A 23,386-nucleotide genomic window follows, 5' to 3' on the forward strand; every position below is an offset into this window, starting at 1 on the left:
GAATTTTCTTTAGAAGAGTTTAACCCAGTTTGGTGGTGATTTACTCGAAACTTTGCACTTTTTTACAGTTAACTGTCCACTTGTACAATATTTATTTTTTAAAGCTTAACTTTAATTATAAATTTTATATAAAAAGTTGAACCTTATCCTTGGTAGTTAACTCGGACAATGAGTAAACTATAAAGATCACTTAGTGAGGTACCAAATGCAACAGTATGACAATCAACGACATGAATTTACTCCGCAAGATGTGGAAATAGTCTCAAAAGAGACGCTGTTTCGTGGTTTTTTCAAAATGGTTAAATACACATTTAAACATAAGCTGTTTGAGGGGGGCTGGAGCCAACCTATAGAACGCGAGATGTTTGAACGTGGTCATGCTGCCGCTTTGTTACCTTATGATCCTATTCGTGACGAAGTGGTGATCGTCGAACAGATCCGTGTCGGCGCTCTAGAGCATGAGAACCCTTGGCAATATGAAATTGTGGCCGGGATCATTGATACGAACGAATCATCACAAGATGTTGCTCGTCGTGAAGCGATGGAAGAAGCGGGCGTTGAAGTCGGATCTGTATTGCCTATCACTTCGTATTATCCTTCATCTGGTGGTTGCTCTGAAAAGCTCGACGTCTTTGTTGGCTGTGTTGATGCAACGACAGCCAAAGGGGTACACGGATTGGACTACGAAGGTGAAGACATTCGTGTACAAGTGATGAGTCGCGAAGCTGCTTATCAGTTGGTAAAAGATGGTGTATTTGAAAATGGAGCCACGATCATTGCGCTACAGTGGCTACAATTGAACTACCAAGAATTACAGTCAGAGTGGGTAGATTAACGTCATGCCAAATATCGCGGTCAAAAAACCGTATCATGTTGATCTTGCTGAATTGATGCGAGTTTACGAGACTAACTATGCCAAACTGAACGCTTTGTTACCGGTTGGGCATGAGGTTGGTGACGTTCGCTGTTACCAAGCTGTTGATATGGTGTATCAATTGACAGTGAATGAGGTCACAAAATACACCACATTAATAGATATATGTCAGAGTGATGCGATGCCAGTGTTTCCTTTGCCAAAAATGTCTGTCAGGCTATATCACGACGCTCGAGTTGCAGAAGTGTGCGCTAGCGGGGATTTTTCGCGAGTCAAAGCGAAATATGACTACCCCAACACTAAGCTTCTGCAAAAGGACGAGAAATTTCAATTGAATAAATTTCTTGGGGAATGGTTAACGTTTTGTTTAAAAACGGGTATCAGCCGAACCCCAATTGCCTTTTAATTGAGCCTATTTATCAACACTTTTAAAGTCTAAACAGTAACGTATCTGGATTTGTTATTTTGGAATTATCACACACTTCAAAATTTGATGAGAGCACTATTAAGCTTGTGCAGCTAACGGACACGCATTTATTTGCGCCGAGCAATGGCAGCTTATTAAGCATCAACACTCAAGATAGCTTTCGTGCTGTAGTCGATGGCATTGTTAGTCAGGGCTTTGACTATCAAGCGATTTTAGCAACCGGTGATATATCTCAAGATCACAGTGCTGAGTCGTACCAGAAATTTGAGTCAGGGATTCAGCCTTTGGAAAAGCCATGCTATTGGCTGCCAGGGAACCATGACTTTAAGCCTAATATGGGCAGTGTTTTACCATCACCACAAATACAGTGTGTTGAGCATGTCTTGCTAGGCGATAACTGGCAGATGGTGATGCTAGACTCGCAGGTGGTTGGTGTGCCTCATGGTCGCCTCAGCGATCAACAGCTTGACCTATTAGAACAGAAGCTGACGGAGTTCCCTGAACGTAATACCTTGGTTCTATTGCACCACCATCCATTGTTGGTTGGCAGCGCATGGTTAGATCAACATAACCTAAAAGACGCCGATCAATTTTGGGATGTGGTTCAACAGCACACCAATGTTAAAGCCGTACTGTGTGGTCACGTTCATCAAGACATGAACCGAGATCATCATGGTGTACAAGTCATGGCAACACCGTCGACTTGTGTGCAATTCAAACCTAACTCAGATGACTTCGCGGTTGATACTTTGTCTCCGGGCTGGAGAGAGATTGAATTACATCAAGACGGTACCGTTAGCACGCAAGTTCGTCGTCTGCCTCATGGGCAGTTCTTGCCTGATTTTAAGGCTGCTGGTTACTAATGAAGGCGGTTATTGATGCCAGGCTCTAATCAACAAGCTAATAAGCCATCGCTGCTTCTCTATATTCACGGATTTAACAGCTCATCACGTTCTCATAAAGCGAATGTGATGGCAGATTACTGTGCGGAGCATCGCGCTGATATTAAAGTCGTAACCCCTCAACTGCCGAGTTTCCCTCAACAAGCGGCACTTCATTTACAGCAGCTGGTGGAGCAATACAAAGAGCAATATCAAATAGCGTTGGTCGGTAGCTCGCTGGGTGGCTATCTTTCAACATGGCTGAATAGCCACTATGGTTTTAAAGCGGTGGTTGTAAACCCAGCAGTGAAGCCGTATGAGCTTCTTGCTGACTATTTAGGTGAACAAGTAAACCCATACACAGATGAACGATATGTACTGGAAACAAAACATATTGATGAACTGAAGGCGTTAGAGGTTTCGGCTATCGCTAAGCCGAGCGACTTCTGGTTACTTCAGCAAACGGAAGACGAAGTTCTGAATTACCGACAAGCGGTAGAGAAGTACCAAGGTGCAACACAGACAGTAGAAGAGGGCGGGGATCATAGCTTTGTTGATTTTGAACGCTACCCACAACAAATCATCACCTTTCTAAATCTTTAATCTGTTCCACCAACCAAGTGATTTTCTCTTGTTTGCCTGTTATTTCATCTATCAATGGTGAAATATCATAGTTTGATGTCTTAGTTTTTGAACTAGCTTGACATCATTACTCAGCTTCCAGACTATATTCCCCAATACTTCGCTCGTTCGCTCTACTATGACGGTTCATAGTAATGATTCTGCTTTAGTGAAACTGGAGCCAGCGAACTGACGCAAACTTTTTGAGTAAACTCCGTATTATGACTGAACAATATAATGCAAAAGACCTCGAGGTACTTGAAGGTCTCGACCCTGTGCGACACCGCCCGGGAATGTATACCGAGACAGAAAGACCTAACCACCTTGCCCAAGAAGTCATTGATAACTCGGTCGATGAAGCACTAGCGGGACACGCTAAGAAGATCAAAGTGGTACTTCATGCAGACCAATCGTTAGAAGTTACCGATGACGGCCGTGGTATGCCTGTCGATATCCACCCTGAAAAAGGGATCTCAGGTGTTGAGCTGATTTTAACTAAGCTCCACTCTGGCGGTAAATTCTCGAATAACAACTATAAGTTCTCTGGTGGTCTGCACGGTGTAGGTATCTCGGTTGTAAACGCGCTGTCAAAACGTGTTGAAGTGACCGTACGCCGAGAAGGTCAGGTTCACGAGATCGCACTTGAAGGCGGTCATGCAGTAACAGAGCTTACTGTGACGGGCACTTGTGGTCATCGTAACAGTGGTACATCAGTACATTTCTGGCCTGATCCTAAGTACTTCGATAGCCCTAAATTCTCGACACTTCGTCTGATTAACAACCTACGTGCAAAAGCAGTGCTTTGCCCAGGTTTAGAAATTACCTTTATCGACAAAGTCGGTGGTGAAGAGCATAAATGGTTCTATGAAGATGGTCTAAAAGACTACCTTGCCGAAGGCGTGAAAGGTTACACCTTGCTGCCTGAAGAACCGTATGTTGGCGAATTCGTTGCTGAAACAGAAATGGCAAACTGGGCGATCATCTGGCAGCCAGAAGGCGGCGACATGATCACCGAAAGTTACGTGAACTTAGTACCGACTAAACAAGGTGGTACACACGTAAACGGTCTTCGCCAAGGTCTTCTTGATGCAATGCGTGAGTTCTGTGAATTCCGTAATTTGCTGCCGCGTGGCGTTAAGCTAACGGGCGACGATATCTTCGATCGCTGTTCGTACGTACTGTCGGTGAAGATGCAAGATCCGCAGTTTGCTGGTCAAACAAAAGAGCGCTTGTCTTCACGTCAAACTGCTGCGTTTGTGTCTGGTGTGGTAAAAGATGCGTTTAGCCTGTGGTTGAACGAAAAGCCACAACTGGCAGAACAGCTAGCAGAAGCTTGTATTGCGAATGCCCACCGCCGTATGCGCGCAAGCAAAAAGGTTGTGCGTAAGAAAATCGCTTCAGGCCCAGCACTGCCGGGTAAGCTAACTGACTGTTCAGTTCAAGACTTAAGCCGTACCGAAATCTTCTTCGTGGAAGGGGACTCGGCGGGTGGTTCTGCTAAACAAGCACGTGATCGTGAGTTCCAAGCAGTTATGCCACTTCGCGGTAAGATCCTAAATACATGGGAAGTGTCAGCAGACCAAGTATTGGCTTCGCAAGAAGTGCACGACATCTCGGTGGCTCTAGGCATCGACCCGGACAACGATGATTTATCCGGCCTGCGTTACGGTAAGATCTGTATCCTTGCCGATGCGGACTCGGATGGTCTTCATATCGCGACACTGCTGTGTGCTTTGTTTACTCGCCATTTCCATGCATTAGTTGAAGCGGGTCATATCTATGTGGCAATGCCTCCTCTGTATCGTATCGATTGCGGTAAAGAAGTGTTCTACGCACTCGATGACGCAGAGAAAGACGGTGTGCTTGAGCGACTATCGCAGAAGAAAGCCAAGATCAACGTGCAACGATTCAAAGGTCTGGGTGAAATGAACCCACTTCAGTTGCGTGAAACCACCATGGATCCAAACACTCGTCGCCTTGTGCAGTTAACGATTGATGACAGCGAAGCAACCAACGAGATGATGGACATGCTGCTTGGTAAGAAACGTGCAGATGATCGCCGTACATGGCTACAGACTAACGGTGATATGGCCGAGGTATAATGGATGTCTAACGAAATTACATATGATGGCGTTGAACAGCTGCCAATGCGCAAGTTCACCGAAGATGCCTACTTAAATTACTCAATGTACGTGATCATGGATCGTGCATTGCCGTATATCGGTGATGGCTTGAAGCCAGTACAGCGTCGTATTATCTACGCGATGTCTGAGCTAGGCTTATCGGCTGCATCGAAATACAAAAAATCAGCACGTACCGTTGGTGACGTATTGGGTAAGTATCACCCACACGGTGACTCTGCTTGTTACGAAGCGATGGTATTGATGGCGCAGCCTTTCTCTTACCGCTACCCATTGGTAGATGGTCAAGGTAACTGGGGTGCACCTGATGATCCGAAATCGTTCGCTGCGATGCGTTATACCGAAGCGAAATTATCTAAGTTTGCTGAGGTTCTTCTAGGTGAACTAGGTCAAGGCACTGTTGACTGGCAACCAAACTTTGATGGCACCATGAAAGAGCCTCAAATGTTGCCAGCTCGTTTGCCTCATATCCTGCTTAACGGTATCACTGGTATCGCGGTAGGTATGGCGACCGATATTCCACCACACAACGTGCGTGAGATTGCTGATGCGACGATTAAGCTAATCGATAGCCCGAAAGCTGAGCTATCAGACATCATGGAAAGCGTCCAAGGCCCTGACTATCCAACAGAAGCTGAGATTATTTCTCCGAAGTCGGATATCGAAAAGATCTACAAAACGGGTCGTGGTAGCATCAAGATGCGTGCAGTTTGGCATAAAGAAGGCTCTGATATTGTTATCACAGCTCTGCCTCACCAAGTATCGGGCGCTAAGCTACTTGAGCAAATCGCTAACCAGATGCGCGCTAAGAAGCTACCAATGGTTGATGATTTGCGTGATGAATCGGATCACGAGAACCCAACACGTATCGTAGTGGTGCCTCGTTCGAATCGTATCGATTGTGATCAACTGATGAGTCACCTGTTCGCGTCGACGGATCTAGAGAAAAACTTCCGCGTTAACTTGAACATGATTGGTTTAGATAATCGTCCTCAAGTTAAAGGCTTAGTTCAAATCCTGAAAGAGTGGATCGAGTTCCGTCGCACAACGGTTCGCCGTCGTTTGCAGTACCGTTTAGATAAAGTACTGGCACGCTTGCACATCTTAGAAGGTTTGCTTGCTGCTTATCTTAATATCGATGAAGTGATTGAGATCATTCGTACAGAAGACGAACCATGTCCTGTCCTAATGAGCCGTTTCAACATTTCTGAAATTCAAGCCAATGCGATTCTTGATATTAAACTTCGTAACTTAGCTAAGTTAGAAGAGTTTAAAATCCGAGCGGAACAAGAAGAGCTTGAAGCTGAACGTGAGAAGCTTGAAAAGCTACTCGGTTCAGAGCGTCGCTTGAATACGCTGATCAAGAAAGAAATCCAAGCAGATGCGGATAAATACGGCGATGATCGTCGTTCACCTCTGATTGAGCGCGCTGAAGCGAAAGCGCTAACAGAGCGCGACTTAGTACCAAGCGAACCAATCACGGTTGTGTTGTCTGAGAAAGGTTGGATTCGTCATGCCAAGGGGCATGAAGTTGACGCTGAAGGTTTGAACTACAAATCGGGTGATAAATTCTTAGCGAGTGCTAAGGGTAAGAGTAACCAACAAGCGGTGTTCCTCGGCAGTGATGGTCGAAGCTACTCCCTTGAGTCACATTCATTACCGTCGGCGCGAAGCCAAGGTGAGCCAATTACAGGCCGCTTGAACGTCAGCCCAGGTACTTCTATTCGCCAAGTGGTGATGGGAGAGAATGAACAATTATGGTTAGTCGGTTCTGATGCAGGTTATGGTTTTGTTTGTAAGGGTAGCGATCTGCTGTCCAAGAACAAGAGCGGTAAAGCCTTGGTTAACTTGCCACAAGCTTCTGAAGTGATGATGCCAAGCCCTATTGCTGACTTGGACAGTAATCAGATTCTGGCGATTACTAACCAAGGTCGTATGTTGTTGTTCCCGATTAAAGATCTCCCTCAGCTGAGCAAAGGTAAAGGCAACAAGATCATCAACATCCCTTCTGCGAAAGCAAAAGAGCGTGAAGAGTTTGTCTCACATCTTATGGCTATCCCAGAGAATGCGACGCTGACTATCTACGCCGGTAAACGTAAGCTTGGTTTGAAACCTGCGGATCTTGAAAACTTCCGTGGTGAACGTGGTCGTCGTGGTGGTCTACTGCCTAGAGGACTACAGCGAGTGACTCGCATCGATATCGAAGAGCAAAGTGAATCGTAGAGATACTTGAAACAATCTTTAGATAAAAGAAAACCCAGCCTATGAGCTGGGTTTTTTGTACTTGTGTATTAGCAGCTTGAATCATTGCTTACAGAGTTTGCTCTACGGGCGAGTATCTTCGGCGATGGTCACCTTTAAGGTTTTGCTTTCACCTTGGCGCAATATACCCACATCGATAACTGTACCAGGTCGCAGGTCGGTAACGATGTCCATTACACTCTGGCGACCATTTACTTGGTTATCGTTGATACTGACAATAATGTCTTGAGCTTCAAAACCCGCATCGGCAGCCGGACCATTAGGGTCTATCCCCAACACAACGATCCCGCCGATATTCTTAGTACCCAACATGCGTGAGGTGACTGAGTTGATGTCTTGTCCATCGATACCAATATAGCCACGAATCACACGACCATCGGCGATGATCTTTTCCATGATTTTATTAGCAAGCGGATAGGGGATAGCGAATGAGATCCCATAGGTTTCCATGTCGGTAGCTTGCTGGAAAGAGGCGGTATTGATACCGACTAGCTCACCTTGTGAGTTCACCAGTGCGCCACCTGAGTTACCTTCATTGATTGCCGCATCGGTCTGGATAAAGGCTTGATGGCCATCGGCACTGATCGAAGAACGGCCGGTTGCAGAGATGATACCAAAGGTTGTTGTTTGACCTAGGTTGTATGGGTTACCGATAGCCAGTACAACATCACCGACATTGGCTTTGTAATTAGGATTGAGTGGGATCACCGGTAGATTATCACCGCTGACTCTAAGTATCGCGATATCGGTGCGTTTGTCTGAACCGACAAGTTGCGCAGCTGCTACTCGGCCATCTTGAAGTGCCACAACTATTTGGTCTGCTTGAGCCACCACATGGAAGTTGGTAATGATGTAGCCTTTCTCGCTAACAATCACCCCAGAGCCCAAACCTTGTGTGAGCAGTTTGTTTCGATCGCTTTCAGCGTATTTACGGCTATAAATGTTAACCACTGCAGGCGCCGCGCGGCGAACTGCTTGGTTAAATGAAATCTGAAGAGAGCCAATATTATCGACTTTAGGGCTAGTGACGTCAGCGACAATCGCTGGTCTTAAGCTCGGGAAGGCGAGAAGAATAAGCGCCGCTGAAACGAGTCCAAGGGAAATAGAACGAAATAGAAAGGACAGCATGTTTCCCTCTTCAACAAGTAAGGTGTGAAGCCTCCATCAATGGATGACTGATTTGATTACAAGTGAAGCATAGCATTTTGATTGATCTAAAGAAAAGGGAGACTGAGTAAGTTTAAAGCAAACTTACTGAGCCTCCCTGTAATTGCGCTGACGTAAGACTATCGAATCACAAGATAGATAGTTCGGTCGCCTCGCTGGATATTAAGCGCCAGTACACCAGGTTGTTTTTCAAGAATCTCTCTAAACTCAGCAAGGTTCTTAACGGGCTGGCGGTTTACTCCGATGATGATGTCATCTTTCAGGAGTTGATAGGCTTCGGCTGGTGAACCTTGAGCAACATTCGATACCTTGACGCCCGTTGCAGAGTCACTCTCTGTTGTGTTGGTTAACTCAGCACCAGCTAGTCCTTCATGGAGCTTCTCAGCTTGTGTTTTATTATTGGTGGATTCACCAAGCGTCACATCAAAGGTTTTGCTCTTACCGTCACGAACCACACCCAGTTCAATCTGCTTACCAGCGCCGAGTGTTGCGACCTTAGCTCTTAACTCGCTGAAGGTATCAATGCGTTTGCCATTAATAGAGACAATAATATCGCCCGCTTTCAGTCCTGCTTTATCGGCTGCGCTGTCAGGGACGATTTGGCTAACAAAGGCGCCCTTGCTTGATTCATAACCGAGTGCTTCTGCCAATTCAGAGGTCACTTCTCCGCCTTGAACGCCAAGCATGCCGCGTTTTACTTCACCGAAGTCGAGAATTTGTTCTGTCAGGTTTGTCATCATATTAGAAGGGATTGCAAAGCCGATACCGACATTACCTCCGTTAGGGCCAAGAATGGCGGTGTTGATACCAATTAGCTCACCGTTAAGGTTCACTAGCGCACCACCAGAGTTGCCGCTGTTGATTGCTGCATCGGTTTGAATGAAGTTTTCAAAGTTTTCTAGATTCAGGCCGCTACGGCCGAGTGCAGAAACAATACCGGATGTCACGGTTTGCCCAAGTCCGAATGGGTTACCGATCGCGACACTAAAATCACCAACTCTTAGTTTGTCTGAGTCTGCGACTTTTATCTGGGTCAGGTTTTTGGCTTCTTCTAATTTTAGCAGTGCGATATCAGACATCTGGTCGCCGCCGATTAGCTCAGCATCGTACTCTCGACCATCATGCAGTTTTACTTTGATATCGTCCGCACCATTAATGACATGGTAATTGGTCACGATATGACCTTTCTCGGCGTCAATGATGACACCAGAGCCTAATCCGCGGAAGGGACGCTCTCGTGTTTGTTCTGGACCAAAAAAGAATTGAAATTGTTCAGGGATTTGCTGACGTTGTACCTGTTTGCCTTCTACGGCAATACTAACCACAGCGGGGGTCACTTGTTCAAGCATAGGAGCAAGGCTCGGTAATTGTTCATTACCCACACTTAATGGCAGTGCGGCTGTTGCTTTAATGGGGGTGATGATTGAACTTAAGCTTAAAGTTAGCACTGATAAAGCAAGCAAAGGTTTTTTCATCATAAACTCCTCTCTAGTTAAGGTCTTAACCCTCTTATACGTTTAATAAGTATGATAAGTTTCAAATGACCTGAGTGAAAGTTATGACTCAAAAACCTTTGTAAAGTTCACAGAAGTGTTAAATGTTTACGATGCTTTTGCTGTAACAACATCGGGAGCATTCATGATTTCTTTCTTCTGCTCTGTAAATAAACCGGTTGCGCCATTAGCGTAATCTTTCGGTTGTTCCTCAAGTGTCGCCTCTTTTACTGAAGGCTTCTCTTGTGGCTTGTCCGAATGGGCAGCGGCTGTTTTCACAAACGGGTTATCTTGCTCTGGCAGGTTAGGAATCAGCTCTGAGCTTGTTTTTTCCATGTGTTGGTACAGTTTTGTGTAGTCTTTACCTAATGTGTCCAACATTTCTGCTGATTTCGCAAAGTGATCAGCCAGCTCTTGTCGCTGCTGCTCAAGGGCAAACTTTGCGCTATCCAATTCTTTCTGTACGTTCTTTTGTTTTTTGTATTCAGGTGTCATGAGACGAGAAATAGCGACCCCTAAAATAACTCCGACTAGTAAACCGGCAACGGCATACATCCAAGGCATAACAGCTCCTTATTATTGTTTTTTAACATGTTTGTTACTGCTTAGTTACACGTGATACGGCTCCATGGTACTATGAGAAAGCCGCAGTATAAAGAGAAATGCGTGTGCGCTAGTTAGCAGTTTGATGCTGAATTATTCACCACATCACGTTATTCCTCGTACTGTTTGGGCTCATTTTTAGTTGTTGTCTGATATTGCTTTCATTGTGGAAATGTCGTCATGAATCCCATTAAAAAATACGAACAAGATATAAAAGAACATGGATTTCAAAGAGATCCAGCACAAGAGCAAGCCGTAAAATCTTTAGATGAACTCTTTCATCAATTTCAAGATTACATGAATACGCCCATTCCTCAACTGACTCGCTTCCAGAAATTACTAGGCAAAAAGCCAGAACTGCCACAACCACCGAAAGGTCTCTATTTTTGGGGTGGCGTAGGGCGAGGAAAAACGTACCTAATGGATACGTTCTATGATGCCTTACCGACCACTAAAAAAATGCGTGTTCACTTTCACCGCTTTATGTATCGAGTTCATGATGAGCTAAAGGCGCTAGGTAATGTGAGTGATCCATTGCCTTTAGTCGCAGACAAGTTGAAGGAAGAAGCGGACATTATCTGTTTCGACGAATTCTTTGTTTCAGACATCACCGATGCGATGATCCTAGGAACCTTGTTCCAAGAGTTATTCGCTCGAAACGCTATCTTGGTTGCGACCTCTAATATTCCACCTGCGGATCTGTATCGCAACGGGTTACAGCGAGCGCGTTTCTTACCTGCCATCAAGCTCATTCAAGACAACTGTCATATCCTTAATGTCGATAGTGGTATTGACTATCGTCTACGTACCTTAGAACAGGCTGAGATTTACCATTACCCGCTAGATAGCCAAGCGAATATTAATCTCGAAAAGTATTACGCTCAGCTCGTTGGTGAAGATAAAGAGAAGCTTAAGCAGATAGAGGTTAACCACCGTCAATTAGATGTAGTCGAAGCGAGTGATGGCGTACTGCATGGTACCTTTGCTCAGCTTTGTCAGTCGGCTCGTAGCCAGAACGACTATATTGAGTTGTCTCGGGTTTATCACACAGTTCTATTGGCGGATGTATTGCAAATGGGCGCGACTTCAGATGACGCTGCGAGGCGCTTCATTGCATTAGTTGATGAGTTCTACGAGCGCAATGTGAAGCTGATTATTTCAGCGGAAGTGGAGCTAGAAAAGCTATACACCCATGGTCAGCTAGATTTTGAATTTAAACGTTGTCAGTCGCGTTTAATTGAAATGCAGAGCCATGAATATTTGGCAAAAGAACACTTAAGTTAGCTTTGATTATCTCGAATAAGAAATAGAATTAAAAAAATCGTGATTTTGTTCAAAAAGAGGTGATTTTTTCTTCGCTCTTCTCTATAATCCTGCGACCTACCGTTACTGCGGGCCTCTAGCGATGAGTAAAATCACGTTATGCCAAGAGTTTTCCAACACTCGAAGGGGTGATGAATGGTAACTCTTAGACAGTGGGAATACGCGAGTATTCCTTAAGTGTAAATTTTTTAAATAGGTAATTATTAGCATGAAAACTTTCGTTGCTAAACCAGAAACTGTAAAACGCGACTGGTATGTTGTAGACGCTGAAGGCAAAACTCTTGGCCGTCTAGCAAGTGAAATCGCTTCTCGCCTACGCGGCAAGCACAAAGCAGAATACACTCCTCACGTAGACACTGGTGATTACATCATCGTTGTTAACGCTGAGAAAGTTGCTGTAACTGGTAACAAAGCTAAGGGTAAGGTTTACTACCGTCACTCAGAGTTCCCAGGTGGTCTTAAAACTATCACTTTTGAAAAGCTAATTGCTAAGAAACCAGAAATGGTTCTAGAACTAGCAGTTAAAGGTATGCTTCCACGTGGTCCTCTAGGCCGCGCGATGTACCGTAAGCTTAAAGTGTACGCTGGTACTGAGCACAACCATGTTGCTCAACAGCCACAAGTACTAGACATCTAAGGGGATTATGAAAATGGCAGAGAATCAATACTACGGCACTGGTCGTCGCAAAAGCTCAGCAGCTCGTGTTTTCATCAAACCAGGCTCTGGTGAGATCGTAATCAACAAGCGTAGCCTTGATGTTTACTTCGGTCGTCCAACTTCTCGTATGGTTGTTAAGCAACCTCTTGAGCTAGTTGAACTAACTGAGAAACTTGACCTTTACATCACTGTTTCTGGTGGTGGTATTTCTGGTCAAGCTGGCGCAATCCGCCACGGTATCACTCGCGCTCTTATGGAGTACGATGAAACTCTACGTCCTGCTCTACGTGCAGCTGGCTACGTTACTCGTGACGCTCGTTGCGTTGAACGTAAGAAAGTTGGTCTACGTAAAGCACGTCGTAAACCTCAATTCTCTAAGCGTTAATTTTTCTTTACGAAAAAGTACACGCCCCCAGTTTTACGACTGGAATTGTGGTTCAAAGCTCGGCTATATGCCGGGCTTTTTGTTTTTATACCCCCTCTAAACGCTTTCCCTTCCTCGTTTTATTTCCAAATTCTTATATTTTGAAAGCTTTTGTAACCCAATGTGCGCTTTGCCTCATGATTGTTACAAAAAGGTAGCTTTATCTTGTCAAAAAGTAGGGTTTTATTTATCATTTGCCGTCAATAAATAGAACTAAATACATATTTTGTTAGCCATGCTCTTTAATCGGAATTATTTCAATCCACAAGGAGCAAATGGGAGAATGTTTGGATGAGCAACGCGCCTTTAAATAACGGTCGCAGGCGTTTCTTAACCGCAACAACAGCCGTTGTTGGTGGTTTAGGAGCAGCTGCTGTAGCCGTGCCTTTTATTAAATCATGGAATCCGAGTGCCAAGGCGAAAGCTGCGGGCGCGCCGGTGGAAGTGGAAGTCAGTAAGTTAGAACCGGGGCAAATGGTTCGTGTCGAGTGGCAAGGTAAACCTGTATGGGTTGTACGCCGTGCTGAGTCGGTACTAGAAAACCTAAAATCGATCGGTGGTCAACTTCGTGACCCTCAATCTGAAGCTGAACAACAACCAGAATACGCACAGAACGAGTTCCGTTCAATTAAGCCGGAATTCTTCGTTGCTGTTGGTTTCTGTACGCACTTAGGTTGTTCTCCAACTTACCTGCCGGATTCTTTTGCAGAACAAGTTCAGGGTGTTAAGTCTGGTTTCTTCTGTCCTTGTCATGGTTCAAAGTTTGATATGGCAGGTCGAGTATTCCAAGGCGTACCAGCTCCATTGAATCTTGTTGTACCAAAGCATATGTATTTGAGTGACACTAAGATCATGATCGGTGTGGACGAGGGAGACGCGTAATGCAAGGATTGCTTGATTGGGTAGAGAAACGTCTACCCGCGATGAATGCGTATAAAAAGCATTTATCTGAATACCCAATGCCTAAGAACTTTAACTTTTGGTACCTTTTCGGTTCTTTGGCAATGTTGGTATTGGTTAACCAAATCCTTACGGGTATTTGGCTAACAATGAACTACGTACCGTCAGGTGAGGGTGCATTTGCTTCTGTTGAATACATCATGCGTGATGTGGAATACGGTTGGCTACTACGTTACATGCACTCAACAGGTGCTTCGGCATTCTTCGTTGTTATCTACCTGCACATGTTCCGTGGCCTAATCTATGGTTCTTACCAAAAGCCTCGTGAGCTACTTTGGATCTTCGGTATGTTGATCTTCTTAGTGCTTATGGCTGAGGCTTTCATGGGTTACCTACTACCATGGGGTCAAATGTCTTACTGGGGTGCTCAGGTAATCATTTCTCTGTTTGGTGCGATCCCTGTTATCGGTGATGACCTAACGCTTTGGATCCGTGGTGACTACATCATCTCTGGTGCAACGCTGAACCGTTTCTTCGCACTGCACGTTATCGCTCTACCAATTGTACTTCTGCTGCTTATCGTACTTCACGTACTAGCACTGCACGAAGTGGGTTCGAACAACCCAGACGGTATTGAGACGAAACTTCCTAAAGGCACAATGGGCGACGACTACAAAACGCAGTTCCCATTCCACAAGGATTACACTAAGAAATACGACATCATTGACTCTATTCCTTTCCACCCATACGGGACCGTGAAAGATATGGTTGGTGTGGCCGGTTTCCTATTCTTCTTCTGTTATGTGCTGTTCTTTAACCCAGAGATGGGTGGATTCTTCCTTGAGCCGCCAAACTTTGAAGCTGCTAACCCACTGAAAACACCAGAGCACATCGCTCCGGTATGGTACTTCACGCCGTTTTACGCAATTCTGCGTGCTGTTCCTGATAAGTTGCTAGGTGTTGTAGCAATGGGCGCATCTATTGTTGTGCTATTCCTACTACCATGGTTCGACCGTTGTAAAGTGCGTTCTTACCGTTACCGTAGCAAACTGCATTTGATTAACATCATCCAATTCACAATAAGCTTTATTGCGCTTGGTGTACTTGGTGCGCTTCCAGCAACGCCAACATACACGCTACTGGCTCAAATCTTTAGCTTAGGTTACTTCATGTTCTTCGTTCTACTGTGGTTCTACAGTAAAAATGAAGCGACGAAACCATTACCAGAAAGGGTGACATTCAAATGAAAAAGTGGATTGTAATTTTATTTGCTATGTTGCCGTCACTGGTGATGGCAGCGGGTGCAAACGTACCATTAGACAAAGCGAACAATGATTTAACAGACAAAGCTTCATTGCAAAATGGCGCTAAGATGTTCATGAACTACTGTTTCGCTTGTCACTCAACGCAGTACCAGCGCTATGAACGTGTTGCGAATGATTTAGAGATCCCCGTTGATCTTATGAAGGAAAATCTGATTTTCGACCCTGAAGCGAAAATCGGTGACTTGATGGTTAATGCTATGCCTTCTGATCAAGCGGCAAGTTGGTTTGGTGCTCCGCCACCAGACCTAACATTGGTTGCTCGTGTTCGTGGCGCAGACTGGCTGTACACTTACCTTCGTACTTTCTATGAAGATCCGTCTCGTCCATTTGGCGTGAACAACATTGTTTTCCCAAGCGTTGGTATGCCGCACGTTCTTGAAGAACTGCAAGGTATCCCAACACCAATCTACGATACTCATATGGTAGATGGCGAGGAAGTGACGGTTGTTGTTGGCACTGAGACTGACGGCTCTGGCGAATTAAGTGCTGGTGAATACGACGAAGCAGTTCGTGACCTTGTTAACTTTTTGGTTTACTCGGGCGACCCAGTTCAACTTGAGCGTCACGCTATGGGTTGGTGGGTAATGGCCTTCTTAGTAATCTTCACTATCATCGTGATTTTGCTGAAGAAAGAGTATTGGCGTGATGTGCACTAATTGTGCTATAATACCGTGCTAATTCCCAAATTATGTTAATGTTCAATGGAGGCTTTAGGCCTCCATTGTTTTTATTTAAAGTGTACTGGAGGGCTCCATGGCTGTAGCTGCCAATAAACGTTCTGTAATGACTCTTTTCTCAAGTGCTTCTGATATGTATAGCCATCAGGTGCGCATCGTTCTTGCTGAAAAAGGCGTAAGTGTTGAAGTTGAGTTGGTTGATGAAAAAAATCTACCAGCAGAGCTTGTTGAACTGAACCCGTACAAATCAGTACCTACTCTTGTTGATCGTGAGCTTGCTCTATATGACTCGAAGATCATCATGGAATACCTAGATGAGCGTTTCCCTCACCCACCGTTGATGCCTGTATACCCGGTTGCTCGTGGTAACAGCCGTCTAATGATGTACCGCATTGAGCGTAACTGGTATTCAGTTGCAGAGAAGATCGTTAAAGGCAACGCTGAAGAATCTGAAGCAGCTCGCGTTAAACTGCGCAACGACCTACTGACTCTTGCTCCTATCTTCGCTGAGTATGAATACTTCATGAGCGAAGAGTTTAGCCTAATTGATTGTTACCTAGCTCCGCTATTATGGCGTTTACCTGAGCTTGGTATCGAACTAATTGGTCCTGGTTCTAAAGAGCTTAAGATTTACATGAACCGCGTATTCGAACGTGATTCATTCCTAGCTTCTCTAACTGAAGCTGAGCGTGAGATGCGACTCGTTCGCTAAGCGTTTATGGATATTTCTAATATGACTCCACGCCGACCATACATGCTTCGTGCATTTTATGAGTGGCTGGTTGATAACGAACTAACTCCACACCTTGTTGTTGAAGCAACATTACCGGGTGTGCGAGTTCCAGAAGAGTTTGTTCAAGATGGTCAGATCATTCTGAACATCGCGCCTCGTGCGGTTGGACAACTTGAACTGGGTAACGAAGCTGTGACGTTTAGTGCTCGCTTTAGTGGTCGTCCACACTCTGTGATCGTTCCGCTTTACGCAGTACAAGCGATTTATGCTCGTGAAAATGGTGCTGGTACCATGTTTGAACCTGAAGAGGCTTACATGGAAGCGTTTGAAGAAGGGATTGAAGAAAGTCCTTTTGAAGAACCAGAAAAAGGCCCATCTTTGAGCGTAGCAACGGCAGACGTAGATGCTGAAGAGCCAGACTCAGATCCTGAGCCACCTCGTCCAGCGAAAGGTCGCCCAAGCCTTCGTGTTATCAAATAACGTTAGTTATACCAATCACAGTAAGTAAGTGATCAGAAATAGCGCAGGAAAAAAGCTTGAGAGCAAGGCGGAATTTTTTGATAAGTAGTTATTCTACAATCAAAAATTCTAACGCAGTTATCGAAATTTTTAACAAGCTAGAATGATAGATTATTTACTACGATTGGTATTAGATAACGAACCAAATAAAAAAGCAGCGACTCGTCGCTGCTTTTTCTTTTCTGCTATATCGCATTTAGTTGACTGGCTTACGGCTAGTTAACAGCCGTCTCTTCTTCACCGTATTCAAACGCTCGAATAACCTGTTTTACGCCAGATATGTTACGCGCAACTTCTGTCGCGATATCGGCATGCTCTCTAGTCACGAGTCCAAGTAGGAATACTTCTGAATCCTCAGTAATCACTTTTACTTTGATGCCGTTAAGCTCAGCATTCGCAAGCAGAGCTGATTTCACCTTAGTGGTAATCCAGCTGTCTTTACTGATAGCACTTACAGACAAAGGTTCTTTCACTCGAACCTGATTGTGGATGCTCTCAACGCCAGCCACTTCTTTGGCTTGGTTTTCAAAAGCGCGACGTTCTGAATCTGTGGTTGCTTGTCCCATCAATACCACCGAACCTCGGTACGAGCTTGCGGTGACACGTACGTTGCCACGGAATGGTTGTTTATTGGTAATCGCTGCGACTTCAAATTCGATGTTGTTGTCGTTCCAAATCTCTTTGGTTGTTCGCGTATCCGTGACTAGGTTTGCAGTGGTTGCAGCACCAGCAATGAAAATGCCAGCACAACCAGACAGAGACAGTGTAAGTAGCGAAACACTAATCAGCTTAAACAGCCTCATAGAGGTTAATGATTTCATTGTGATGCTCCGTATATCACTCTTCGTGAGCAGGGAAGAGTACTTGATCGATTAGGTCACATAGGCAGTGTAGTGTCACCATGTGTACTTCATGAATGCGCGCTGTACGGTGTGAAGGGATACGAATCTCTACATCGTGTTCACCAAGCAAACCTGCCATCTCACCACCATCTTTACCGGTAAAGGCGATAATTGTCATGTCGCGAGTTACCGCCGCTTCCATTGCCTTGATGATGTTCTTGCTGTTACCACTAGTCGAGATAGCCAACAGAATATCGCCAGTTTGACCAAACGCACGTACCTGCTTAGAGAAGATCTCTTCATAGTGGTAGTCGTTAGCCACAGCCGTTAGCGTGGTGTTATCTGCTGTGAGTGCCATCGCTGGAAGGCTAGGGCGCTCTGTTTCAAATCGGTTGAGTAGGCACGATACAAATTGCTGAGCATTCGACGCCGAACCACCATTACCACAACAAAGAATTTTGTTTCCGTTAAGCAAGGTCGCAACCATTGCTTGAGCGGCATGCGTGATTGCGTCAGGCAGAGCTTCTGCAGCCGCAATTTGGATTTGAATACTTTCTGTGAAACTTTCTTTAATGCTGTCTAGCATGTTTATCCTTGGGTAATCGCGTTTTGAATCCAGTCGATAGTGTCATTCGGCCCTTCAATGGCAACAATATCAAACCTGAAATCTGTAGAGTGCACCGACAAGCCTTGCTGCATAAGCCAAACATTGGCTGTTTTGAGCAGTTTCTGTGACTTCTTGGCAGTCACCATTTCAGCGGCATGTCCGTAGCGGGTTTGCTTGCGGTATTTTACCTCAGCAAACACAACCGTATTGTTATGGCGCATTATAAGATCAATCTCGCCACATTTTGCTATGAAGTTTTCTTCTATTAACGATAAACCGTGGTTAATCAGATAAGATTTTGCCACGGCCTCGTATTTATCACCCACTTGTTTGTGGGTGATGGTTGGTTTGGATAGGAACTTTCGGCTAAAAAGCCCCATGCTCTGCCCAGCTGATTTCACGTTGAACCACACAGTTGTTATCGATGGTTAGCACACCCGTTTCACCTGGAATGCTGTAACCCTGTACGGCTTTCATCTGTGGCAGTGCATCCATTAGGTAGTATGCATCCATTCCCAGTGCTTGCAGACGCTTTTGGCCGTTTGAGTGTGCAGGCCATAGGTCGTTTAGCTCTTTATTAAGCTCGTTTTTGTTCTCAACCAATAGTGGGATGTCGCTGTAGAACACGCCGGTTAGGTCTTCATACTGCTTATCACCGCTGTTGCTGCGTGAGTTTGAGAAAAGAGCGGGCTGGCTAGCATCAGGGTTAATTGCAACTTCAATGAAGGGTTTGATTAGCGTTAGCTCTGAGTTCTTAGCCACAATGTAGACAGAATCGATATCACGACGGCTGCGTGGCTCTGTTTCTAGGTCTAGGTTCAGTAACCCATCCATTTGAGCGATACGTTGTTGGCTCTCTTGCAAGCCAAATACCTGATTCACATTACGTTGCAGTTGGCGTTTGTCAGAGAACAAGCTGATAGCCACATCGTTGCTGCTGTATTTTTTCCACTCTTCTTTAAACGCTTGCTCAACACGCTCACCTAAACGTCCTCTTGGCGCAAGGATAAGCGGATACTTGTAGCCTTGAGCAAATAGGTGTTTCGCTGCCTGAGCAACTTCTTGTTCAGGCGATAGAGCGAGATAGCAAATATTGGTATCAGGTTCTAGTTGCGTTGGAATGTTCAGAGCTAAAGCTGGAATCGAATTCTCGTGGTTTTTCTGCGCTTGCTGAAGCTTAGTAATGTTGCTCTTGATCAGCGGACCCACAATGAAATCAACGTTGTTCTCTTCCAGTGTCGCTTTAATCTCAGCAGCACTTTGCACGTTGGTATCCATTACTGTCAGCGTTGCATCTTCTTCGCGTTCTTTGTCGTTCATCATCGCAAAGATGAAGCCATCACGTACCAGTTGTGCTTGCTTACCGTATTTACCCGTTAGCGGCAGTAATAGTGCAGTGCTGGTTGGCTTGCTGATCTCTAGCGCCAAGATGTCAGTGATCGCCTGAGGTGTATATGTTGCTGCTGGGTGCTGAGAATTCTCTGCTAGCCAATCAGACAGGGTTTCCTGCAGGTTTGGAAGGTTTGAATTCAGCGTCTTCATGTAAATCGCCAGCTGTAACCAACCTGCTAGAACGTCTTCTGTAGGCGACGTTTTAAGCTCTAGAATCTCATATTGAGAGTAGCTATTTAGGTTCTGCCAAATACGGTCAGCAGCTTGTTGTTGGAGCTCGTCATCAGCGTCTAGATACTCTGAATAAAGAACTAACTCACGGCTTGCTTCAAAATACTCGCTTTGCATTTCAGAAATGTTCGCGCGTAGCTCGTGATAATCTTTCCACTGCTCGTTCGGAAGTTTCCACCAAGGCTGGAAGTTCAGTTGGCTATAAGCTTGTTCAGGCTGCGAGTTATTCACCAACAGTTGAGCGCGAGCTAATTGCCATTCCGCTTGTTGCGTTTCGCTCAGCTCTTGTTTTGCTAAGCGTTTGATCAACAGAGTTGCTTGATCGGTTTTTCCAGCTTGCACAGAAGCCTTAAGTGCCATGATTAACCAGTCGTTTTGTAGACTTCCTTTGCTACTATCCGCCTGCATCATGTAACTTTCAGTTGATTGCGCTGGATCTAGTGTAATATCAACGCTCGTTGGTGCTTGAGGACCTGAAGAACAAGCCGCCAATGTAATTGCTAATGCAATTGGAGTTAGTAAGCGTGGTACACTGAGTCTCTTATGGTTCATCGTTGCCATGAGTTCTTTAAATTCCGTATAAATTTGTATCTATATTAATCGTTGAAGTGATGGTAAACAAATGACAGATAACAAAACCTTGCTCACAGAGAGCCCAACTCTCTACATTGTGCCAACCCCAATCGGAAATTTGGGAGATATCACTCAAAGAGCAATTGAAATTTTATCAAGTGTCGATGTTATTGCAGCCGAAGACACACGCCACACGGGTAAGCTGCTTGCTCACTTCAATATATCAACCAGAACGTTCGCTTTACATGATCATAATGAACAAACTAAAGCGCAAGTTCTAGTCGAAAGGTTATTAGAAGGTCAGTCTATCGCATTAGTCTCTGATGCGGGTACTCCTTTAATTAGTGACCCAGGTTACCATCTTGTCTCACAATGTCGTCAAGCGGGTGTGAGAGTTGTGCCACTTCCTGGTGCTTGTGCAGTGATTACGGCATTGAGTGCGTCTGGTTTACCGTCTGATCGTTTCAGCTTTGAAGGCTTTTTGCCGCCAAAGAGCAAAGGTCGTAAAGATAAGTTCCTAGAGATCGCGAAAGCAGAGCGCACGTGTATCTTCTACGAATCACCACATCGAATCTCAGATTCTCTACAAGATATGCTTGAGATCTTAGGCCCAGACCGTGAAGTTGTCTTGGCACGTGAGCTGACTAAGACATTCGAAACAATTCAAGGATTGCCACTGGGTGAGTTGATTGAGTGGATTGAAGAAGATTCGAACCGTAAGCGCGGTGAGATGGTGTTACTGATTCATGGTCATCGTGAAGAAGCGAGCACAGAACTGCCAGACGAAGCGACTCGTACTCTGGGTATCCTAACTAAAGAGTTACCTCTTAAAAAAGCGGCGGCAATGACAGCTGAAATCTACAATCTGAAAAAGAACGCGTTATACAAATGGGGCCTAGAGCATCTAGACCACTAGAAACCTCTTTATAGAGTAGCTAACCTGTATTGAAAAGCTTGTGAGGAGTGATGGTATTGCCGTTATTCCTCTTTTTTTGTCTGAATTGTGTAAAATTCACGCAGTTGCTTAGAGGTTTGCACCATATTTGTGATCTCGCTAGACACTGCACTCTAATCTCTATACAATCCGCCCTCGGAGTTGAACGGGTAATCGCTGCTTTGCTGATGTCCTTCGGGAGACTGACGTTGAGGTCCTTCGGGAAACTGACGTTGAAGTCCTTCGGGAGACTGGCAGAGGGGAGGAACGTCCGGGCTCCATAGAGCAGGGTGCCAGATAACGTCTGGGGGGCGCGAGCCCACGACAAGTGCAGCAGAGAGAAGACCGCCGATGGCCTCATTTCTTCGGAAGGGGCACAGGTAAGGCTGAAAGGGTGCGGTAAGAGCGCACCGTGCGACTGGCAACAGTTTGTAGCAAGGTAAACTCCACCCGGAGCAAGATCAAATAGGCCCTCACATTGCGTTGCTCGCGTATGGGGGCGGGTAGATTGCTTGAGCCTGTGAGCGATTGCAGGCCTAGACGAATGGTTACCGCCGCGCAAGCGGAACAGAACCCGGCGTATGTGTCAACTCCACCTATATAAAGAACCCATCATTACTTAACGGTAGTGATGGGTTTTTTGCTTTATATTGACGTAATTTATTTAGATTTCCTTAGAATCCTTCACCCTGATATGAGCTTGGGTCAAAAATTCCCAAAGCCTATACACAATATGGTGGAGATACGGCGTGAAATCAGTACACTAAAACGTTAATAGAACAAATTATTGCCGAACTAATGGCTCAATCCACTCACTGAGAAGACTATGACAGAAGCATTCAAACATATTTCAGTATTGCTTAACGAATCTATTGACGGACTTGCGATCAAACCTGACGGTACCTACATCGATGGTACTTTTGGCCGTGGTGGTCACAGCCGTACAATCCTGTCTAAACTGGGCGAGAATGGACGACTCTTTAGTATTGACCGTGATCCACAAGCGATTGCAGAAGCGCAAAAGATTGATGACCCTCGTTTTACGATTATTCACGGCCCGTTCTCTGGTATGGCTGAATATGCGGAGCGTTATGACTTAGTCGGTCAAGTGGATGGTGTGTTACTGGATCTAGGTGTTTCTTCACCACAGCTAGATGACGCTGAGCGTGGTTTTAGCTTCATGAAAGACGGCCCGCTTGATATGCGTATGGACCCAACAACTGGTATTCCTGTCTCTCAGTGGTTAGTTGAAGCCGATCTTGATGACATCACATGGGTTATCCGTGAGTTCGGTGAAGACAAACATGCTCGTCGTATCGCGAAAGGTATCATTGCTTATCAAGAGAATGAAGAGAACGAACCACTAACGCGCACTGGTCAACTGGCTAAGCTTATCTCGGACGTCGCTCCAAAAAGCTTCAAAGAGAAAAAGCACCCTGCAACACGTGCTTTCCAAGCCTTCCGTATCTACATCAACAGTGAACTTGAAGAGATCGATACAGCCCTGAAAGGCGCAGCAAGCATTCTTGCTCCTCAAGGCCGTTTGTCTGTTATTAGCTTTCACTCTCTTGAAGACCGCATGGTGAAGCGCTTTATCCGTAAAGAGAGCCAAGGTCCGCAAGTACCACATGGCCTGCCACTAACAGAAGAGCAGATCAAAGCGCTAGGCAGTGCTGATCTTAAGCCTGTCGGTAAAGCGATCAAACCATCGAAAGGCGAAGTGGATGAGAACACTCGTTCACGTAGCTCAGTATTACGAATCGCAGAAAAGCTATAGTC

The 23,386-nt window shown here is 45.3% G+C and carries 23 protein-coding genes and 1 other RNA gene; 17 read left to right on the forward strand and 7 right to left on the reverse strand.

The genetic code is table 11. From position 1 onward, the window contains the following. The first annotated feature begins 205 nt into the window (after positions 1 to 205). The 6 genes from nudF (at position 206) to parC (ending at position 7,167) form a co-directional block, all read left to right on the forward strand. Complete coding sequence (gene nudF / locus AB6E30_RS00545) at positions 206 to 835, forward strand: ADP-ribose diphosphatase (RefSeq protein ID WP_017070840.1); 630 nt, start codon at positions 206 to 208, stop codon at positions 833 to 835. Positions 836 to 839: 4 nt separating this feature from the next. Then, positions 840 to 1,280: a DUF1249 family protein gene (locus AB6E30_RS00550; RefSeq protein ID WP_372102390.1), complete on the forward strand. Its 441-nt coding sequence runs from the start codon at positions 840 to 842 to the stop codon at positions 1,278 to 1,280. A 59-nt stretch (positions 1,281 to 1,339) separates the two neighbouring features. Further along, positions 1,340 to 2,164, forward strand: coding sequence for a 3',5'-cyclic-AMP phosphodiesterase (gene cpdA / locus AB6E30_RS00555; RefSeq protein ID WP_017061426.1), 825 nt, complete (start codon positions 1,340 to 1,342; stop codon positions 2,162 to 2,164). 15 nt (positions 2,165 to 2,179) lie between these two features. Further along, on the forward strand, positions 2,180 to 2,785 hold the full coding sequence (gene yqiA / locus AB6E30_RS00560) for an esterase YqiA (protein WP_372102392.1): 606 nt from the start codon (positions 2,180 to 2,182) through the stop codon (positions 2,783 to 2,785). A 239-nt stretch (positions 2,786 to 3,024) separates the two neighbouring features. Further along, positions 3,025 to 4,905, forward strand: coding sequence for a DNA topoisomerase IV subunit B (gene parE, locus AB6E30_RS00565; RefSeq protein ID WP_017061428.1), 1,881 nt, complete (start codon positions 3,025 to 3,027; stop codon positions 4,903 to 4,905). A gap of 3 nt (positions 4,906 to 4,908) precedes the next feature. Then, positions 4,909 to 7,167, forward strand: a complete 2,259-nt coding sequence (parC, locus tag AB6E30_RS00570; protein ID WP_017070836.1) for a DNA topoisomerase IV subunit A — start codon at positions 4,909 to 4,911, stop codon at positions 7,165 to 7,167. Positions 7,168 to 7,269: 102 nt separating this feature from the next. On the opposite strand, the gene degS is transcribed toward parC, so the two are convergent. The 3 genes from degS to zapG form a co-directional block, all read right to left on the reverse strand. After that, positions 7,270 to 8,334, reverse strand: a complete 1,065-nt coding sequence (gene degS / locus AB6E30_RS00575) for an outer membrane-stress sensor serine endopeptidase DegS (RefSeq protein ID WP_372102394.1) — start codon at positions 8,332 to 8,334, stop codon at positions 7,270 to 7,272. Positions 8,335 to 8,492: 158 nt separating this feature from the next. Continuing rightward, the gene (locus AB6E30_RS00580) at positions 8,493 to 9,848 is read right to left on the reverse strand and encodes a Do family serine endopeptidase (RefSeq protein ID WP_017061431.1); all 1,356 of its coding nucleotides are present in this window, start codon (positions 9,846 to 9,848) and stop codon (positions 8,493 to 8,495) included. A gap of 126 nt (positions 9,849 to 9,974) precedes the next feature. Further along, the gene (gene zapG / locus AB6E30_RS00585) at positions 9,975 to 10,430 is read right to left on the reverse strand and encodes a Z-ring associated protein ZapG (protein WP_017061432.1); all 456 of its coding nucleotides are present in this window, start codon (positions 10,428 to 10,430) and stop codon (positions 9,975 to 9,977) included. A 219-nt stretch (positions 10,431 to 10,649) separates the two neighbouring features. Here zapG and zapE point away from each other — a divergent pair, with 219 nt between their 5' ends. The 8 genes from zapE to sspB all read left to right on the forward strand — a co-directional run bounded on the left by zapE (position 10,650) and on the right by sspB (position 16,989). After that, positions 10,650 to 11,753, forward strand: a complete 1,104-nt coding sequence (zapE, locus tag AB6E30_RS00590) for a cell division protein ZapE (protein WP_136982229.1) — start codon at positions 10,650 to 10,652, stop codon at positions 11,751 to 11,753. 247 nt (positions 11,754 to 12,000) lie between these two features. Next, positions 12,001 to 12,429: a 50S ribosomal protein L13 gene (rplM, locus tag AB6E30_RS00595; RefSeq protein ID WP_010434689.1), complete on the forward strand. Its 429-nt coding sequence runs from the start codon at positions 12,001 to 12,003 to the stop codon at positions 12,427 to 12,429. Between the two features lie 13 nt (positions 12,430 to 12,442). Next, on the forward strand, positions 12,443 to 12,835 hold the full coding sequence (gene rpsI / locus AB6E30_RS00600) for a 30S ribosomal protein S9 (RefSeq protein WP_004740758.1): 393 nt from the start codon (positions 12,443 to 12,445) through the stop codon (positions 12,833 to 12,835). 330 nt (positions 12,836 to 13,165) lie between these two features. Next, positions 13,166 to 13,756: a ubiquinol-cytochrome c reductase iron-sulfur subunit gene (gene petA, locus AB6E30_RS00605; RefSeq protein WP_017061434.1), complete on the forward strand. Its 591-nt coding sequence runs from the start codon at positions 13,166 to 13,168 to the stop codon at positions 13,754 to 13,756. Beyond that, the gene (locus tag AB6E30_RS00610; protein ID WP_017061435.1) at positions 13,756 to 15,021 is read left to right on the forward strand and encodes a cytochrome bc complex cytochrome b subunit; all 1,266 of its coding nucleotides are present in this window, start codon (positions 13,756 to 13,758) and stop codon (positions 15,019 to 15,021) included. The genes petA and AB6E30_RS00610 overlap by 1 nt, the downstream gene beginning before the upstream one ends. After that, on the forward strand, positions 15,018 to 15,755 hold the full coding sequence (locus AB6E30_RS00615; protein WP_017061436.1) for a cytochrome c1: 738 nt from the start codon (positions 15,018 to 15,020) through the stop codon (positions 15,753 to 15,755). The genes AB6E30_RS00610 and AB6E30_RS00615 overlap by 4 nt, the downstream gene beginning before the upstream one ends. A 97-nt stretch (positions 15,756 to 15,852) precedes the next feature. After that, complete coding sequence (sspA, locus tag AB6E30_RS00620) at positions 15,853 to 16,488, forward strand: stringent starvation protein SspA (protein ID WP_009848943.1); 636 nt, start codon at positions 15,853 to 15,855, stop codon at positions 16,486 to 16,488. A 6-nt stretch (positions 16,489 to 16,494) separates the two neighbouring features. Next, positions 16,495 to 16,989, forward strand: coding sequence for a ClpXP protease specificity-enhancing factor (gene sspB / locus AB6E30_RS00625; RefSeq protein ID WP_017072808.1), 495 nt, complete (start codon positions 16,495 to 16,497; stop codon positions 16,987 to 16,989). A 254-nt stretch (positions 16,990 to 17,243) separates the two neighbouring features. Here the strand turns inward: sspB and AB6E30_RS00630 are convergent, their stop codons facing one another. From AB6E30_RS00630 to AB6E30_RS00645, 4 genes are read right to left on the reverse strand one after another with little or no spacing between them, the layout of a single operon-like run. Further along, on the reverse strand, positions 17,244 to 17,849 hold the full coding sequence (locus AB6E30_RS00630; protein WP_017059276.1) for a BON domain-containing protein: 606 nt from the start codon (positions 17,847 to 17,849) through the stop codon (positions 17,244 to 17,246). Positions 17,850 to 17,865: 16 nt separating this feature from the next. Continuing rightward, entirely contained in the window at positions 17,866 to 18,456 is a 591-nt protein-coding gene (locus tag AB6E30_RS00635; protein ID WP_004729817.1) for a phosphoheptose isomerase, read from the reverse strand. Between the two features lie 2 nt (positions 18,457 to 18,458). Further along, positions 18,459 to 18,857, reverse strand: coding sequence for a YraN family protein (locus AB6E30_RS00640; RefSeq protein ID WP_017059277.1), 399 nt, complete (start codon positions 18,855 to 18,857; stop codon positions 18,459 to 18,461). Next, positions 18,844 to 20,661, reverse strand: coding sequence for a penicillin-binding protein activator (locus tag AB6E30_RS00645; protein WP_102428614.1), 1,818 nt, complete (start codon positions 20,659 to 20,661; stop codon positions 18,844 to 18,846). The genes AB6E30_RS00640 and AB6E30_RS00645 overlap by 14 nt, the downstream gene beginning before the upstream one ends. 61 nt (positions 20,662 to 20,722) lie before the next feature. Between AB6E30_RS00645 and rsmI the strand changes: the two genes are divergently transcribed. From rsmI to rsmH, 3 genes are all read left to right on the forward strand, one after another. Beyond that, positions 20,723 to 21,589 carry a 16S rRNA (cytidine(1402)-2'-O)-methyltransferase gene (gene rsmI, locus AB6E30_RS00650; RefSeq protein ID WP_171732329.1) on the forward strand — a complete coding sequence of 289 codons (867 nt, stop codon included), beginning with the start codon at positions 20,723 to 20,725 and terminating at the stop codon, positions 21,587 to 21,589. A gap of 176 nt (positions 21,590 to 21,765) precedes the next feature. Beyond that, positions 21,766 to 22,205, forward strand: an RNA gene (gene rnpB, locus AB6E30_RS00655) — RNase P RNA component class A. Between the two features lie 228 nt (positions 22,206 to 22,433). After that, the gene (gene rsmH, locus AB6E30_RS00660; RefSeq protein ID WP_372102396.1) at positions 22,434 to 23,384 is read left to right on the forward strand and encodes a 16S rRNA (cytosine(1402)-N(4))-methyltransferase RsmH; all 951 of its coding nucleotides are present in this window, start codon (positions 22,434 to 22,436) and stop codon (positions 23,382 to 23,384) included. Positions 23,385 to 23,386 lie beyond the last annotated feature (2 nt).

It is taken from the genome of Vibrio sp. 10N.247.311.12, assembly GCF_041467515.1.
GTDB lineage: Bacteria > Pseudomonadota > Gammaproteobacteria > Enterobacterales > Vibrionaceae > Vibrio > Vibrio crassostreae_C.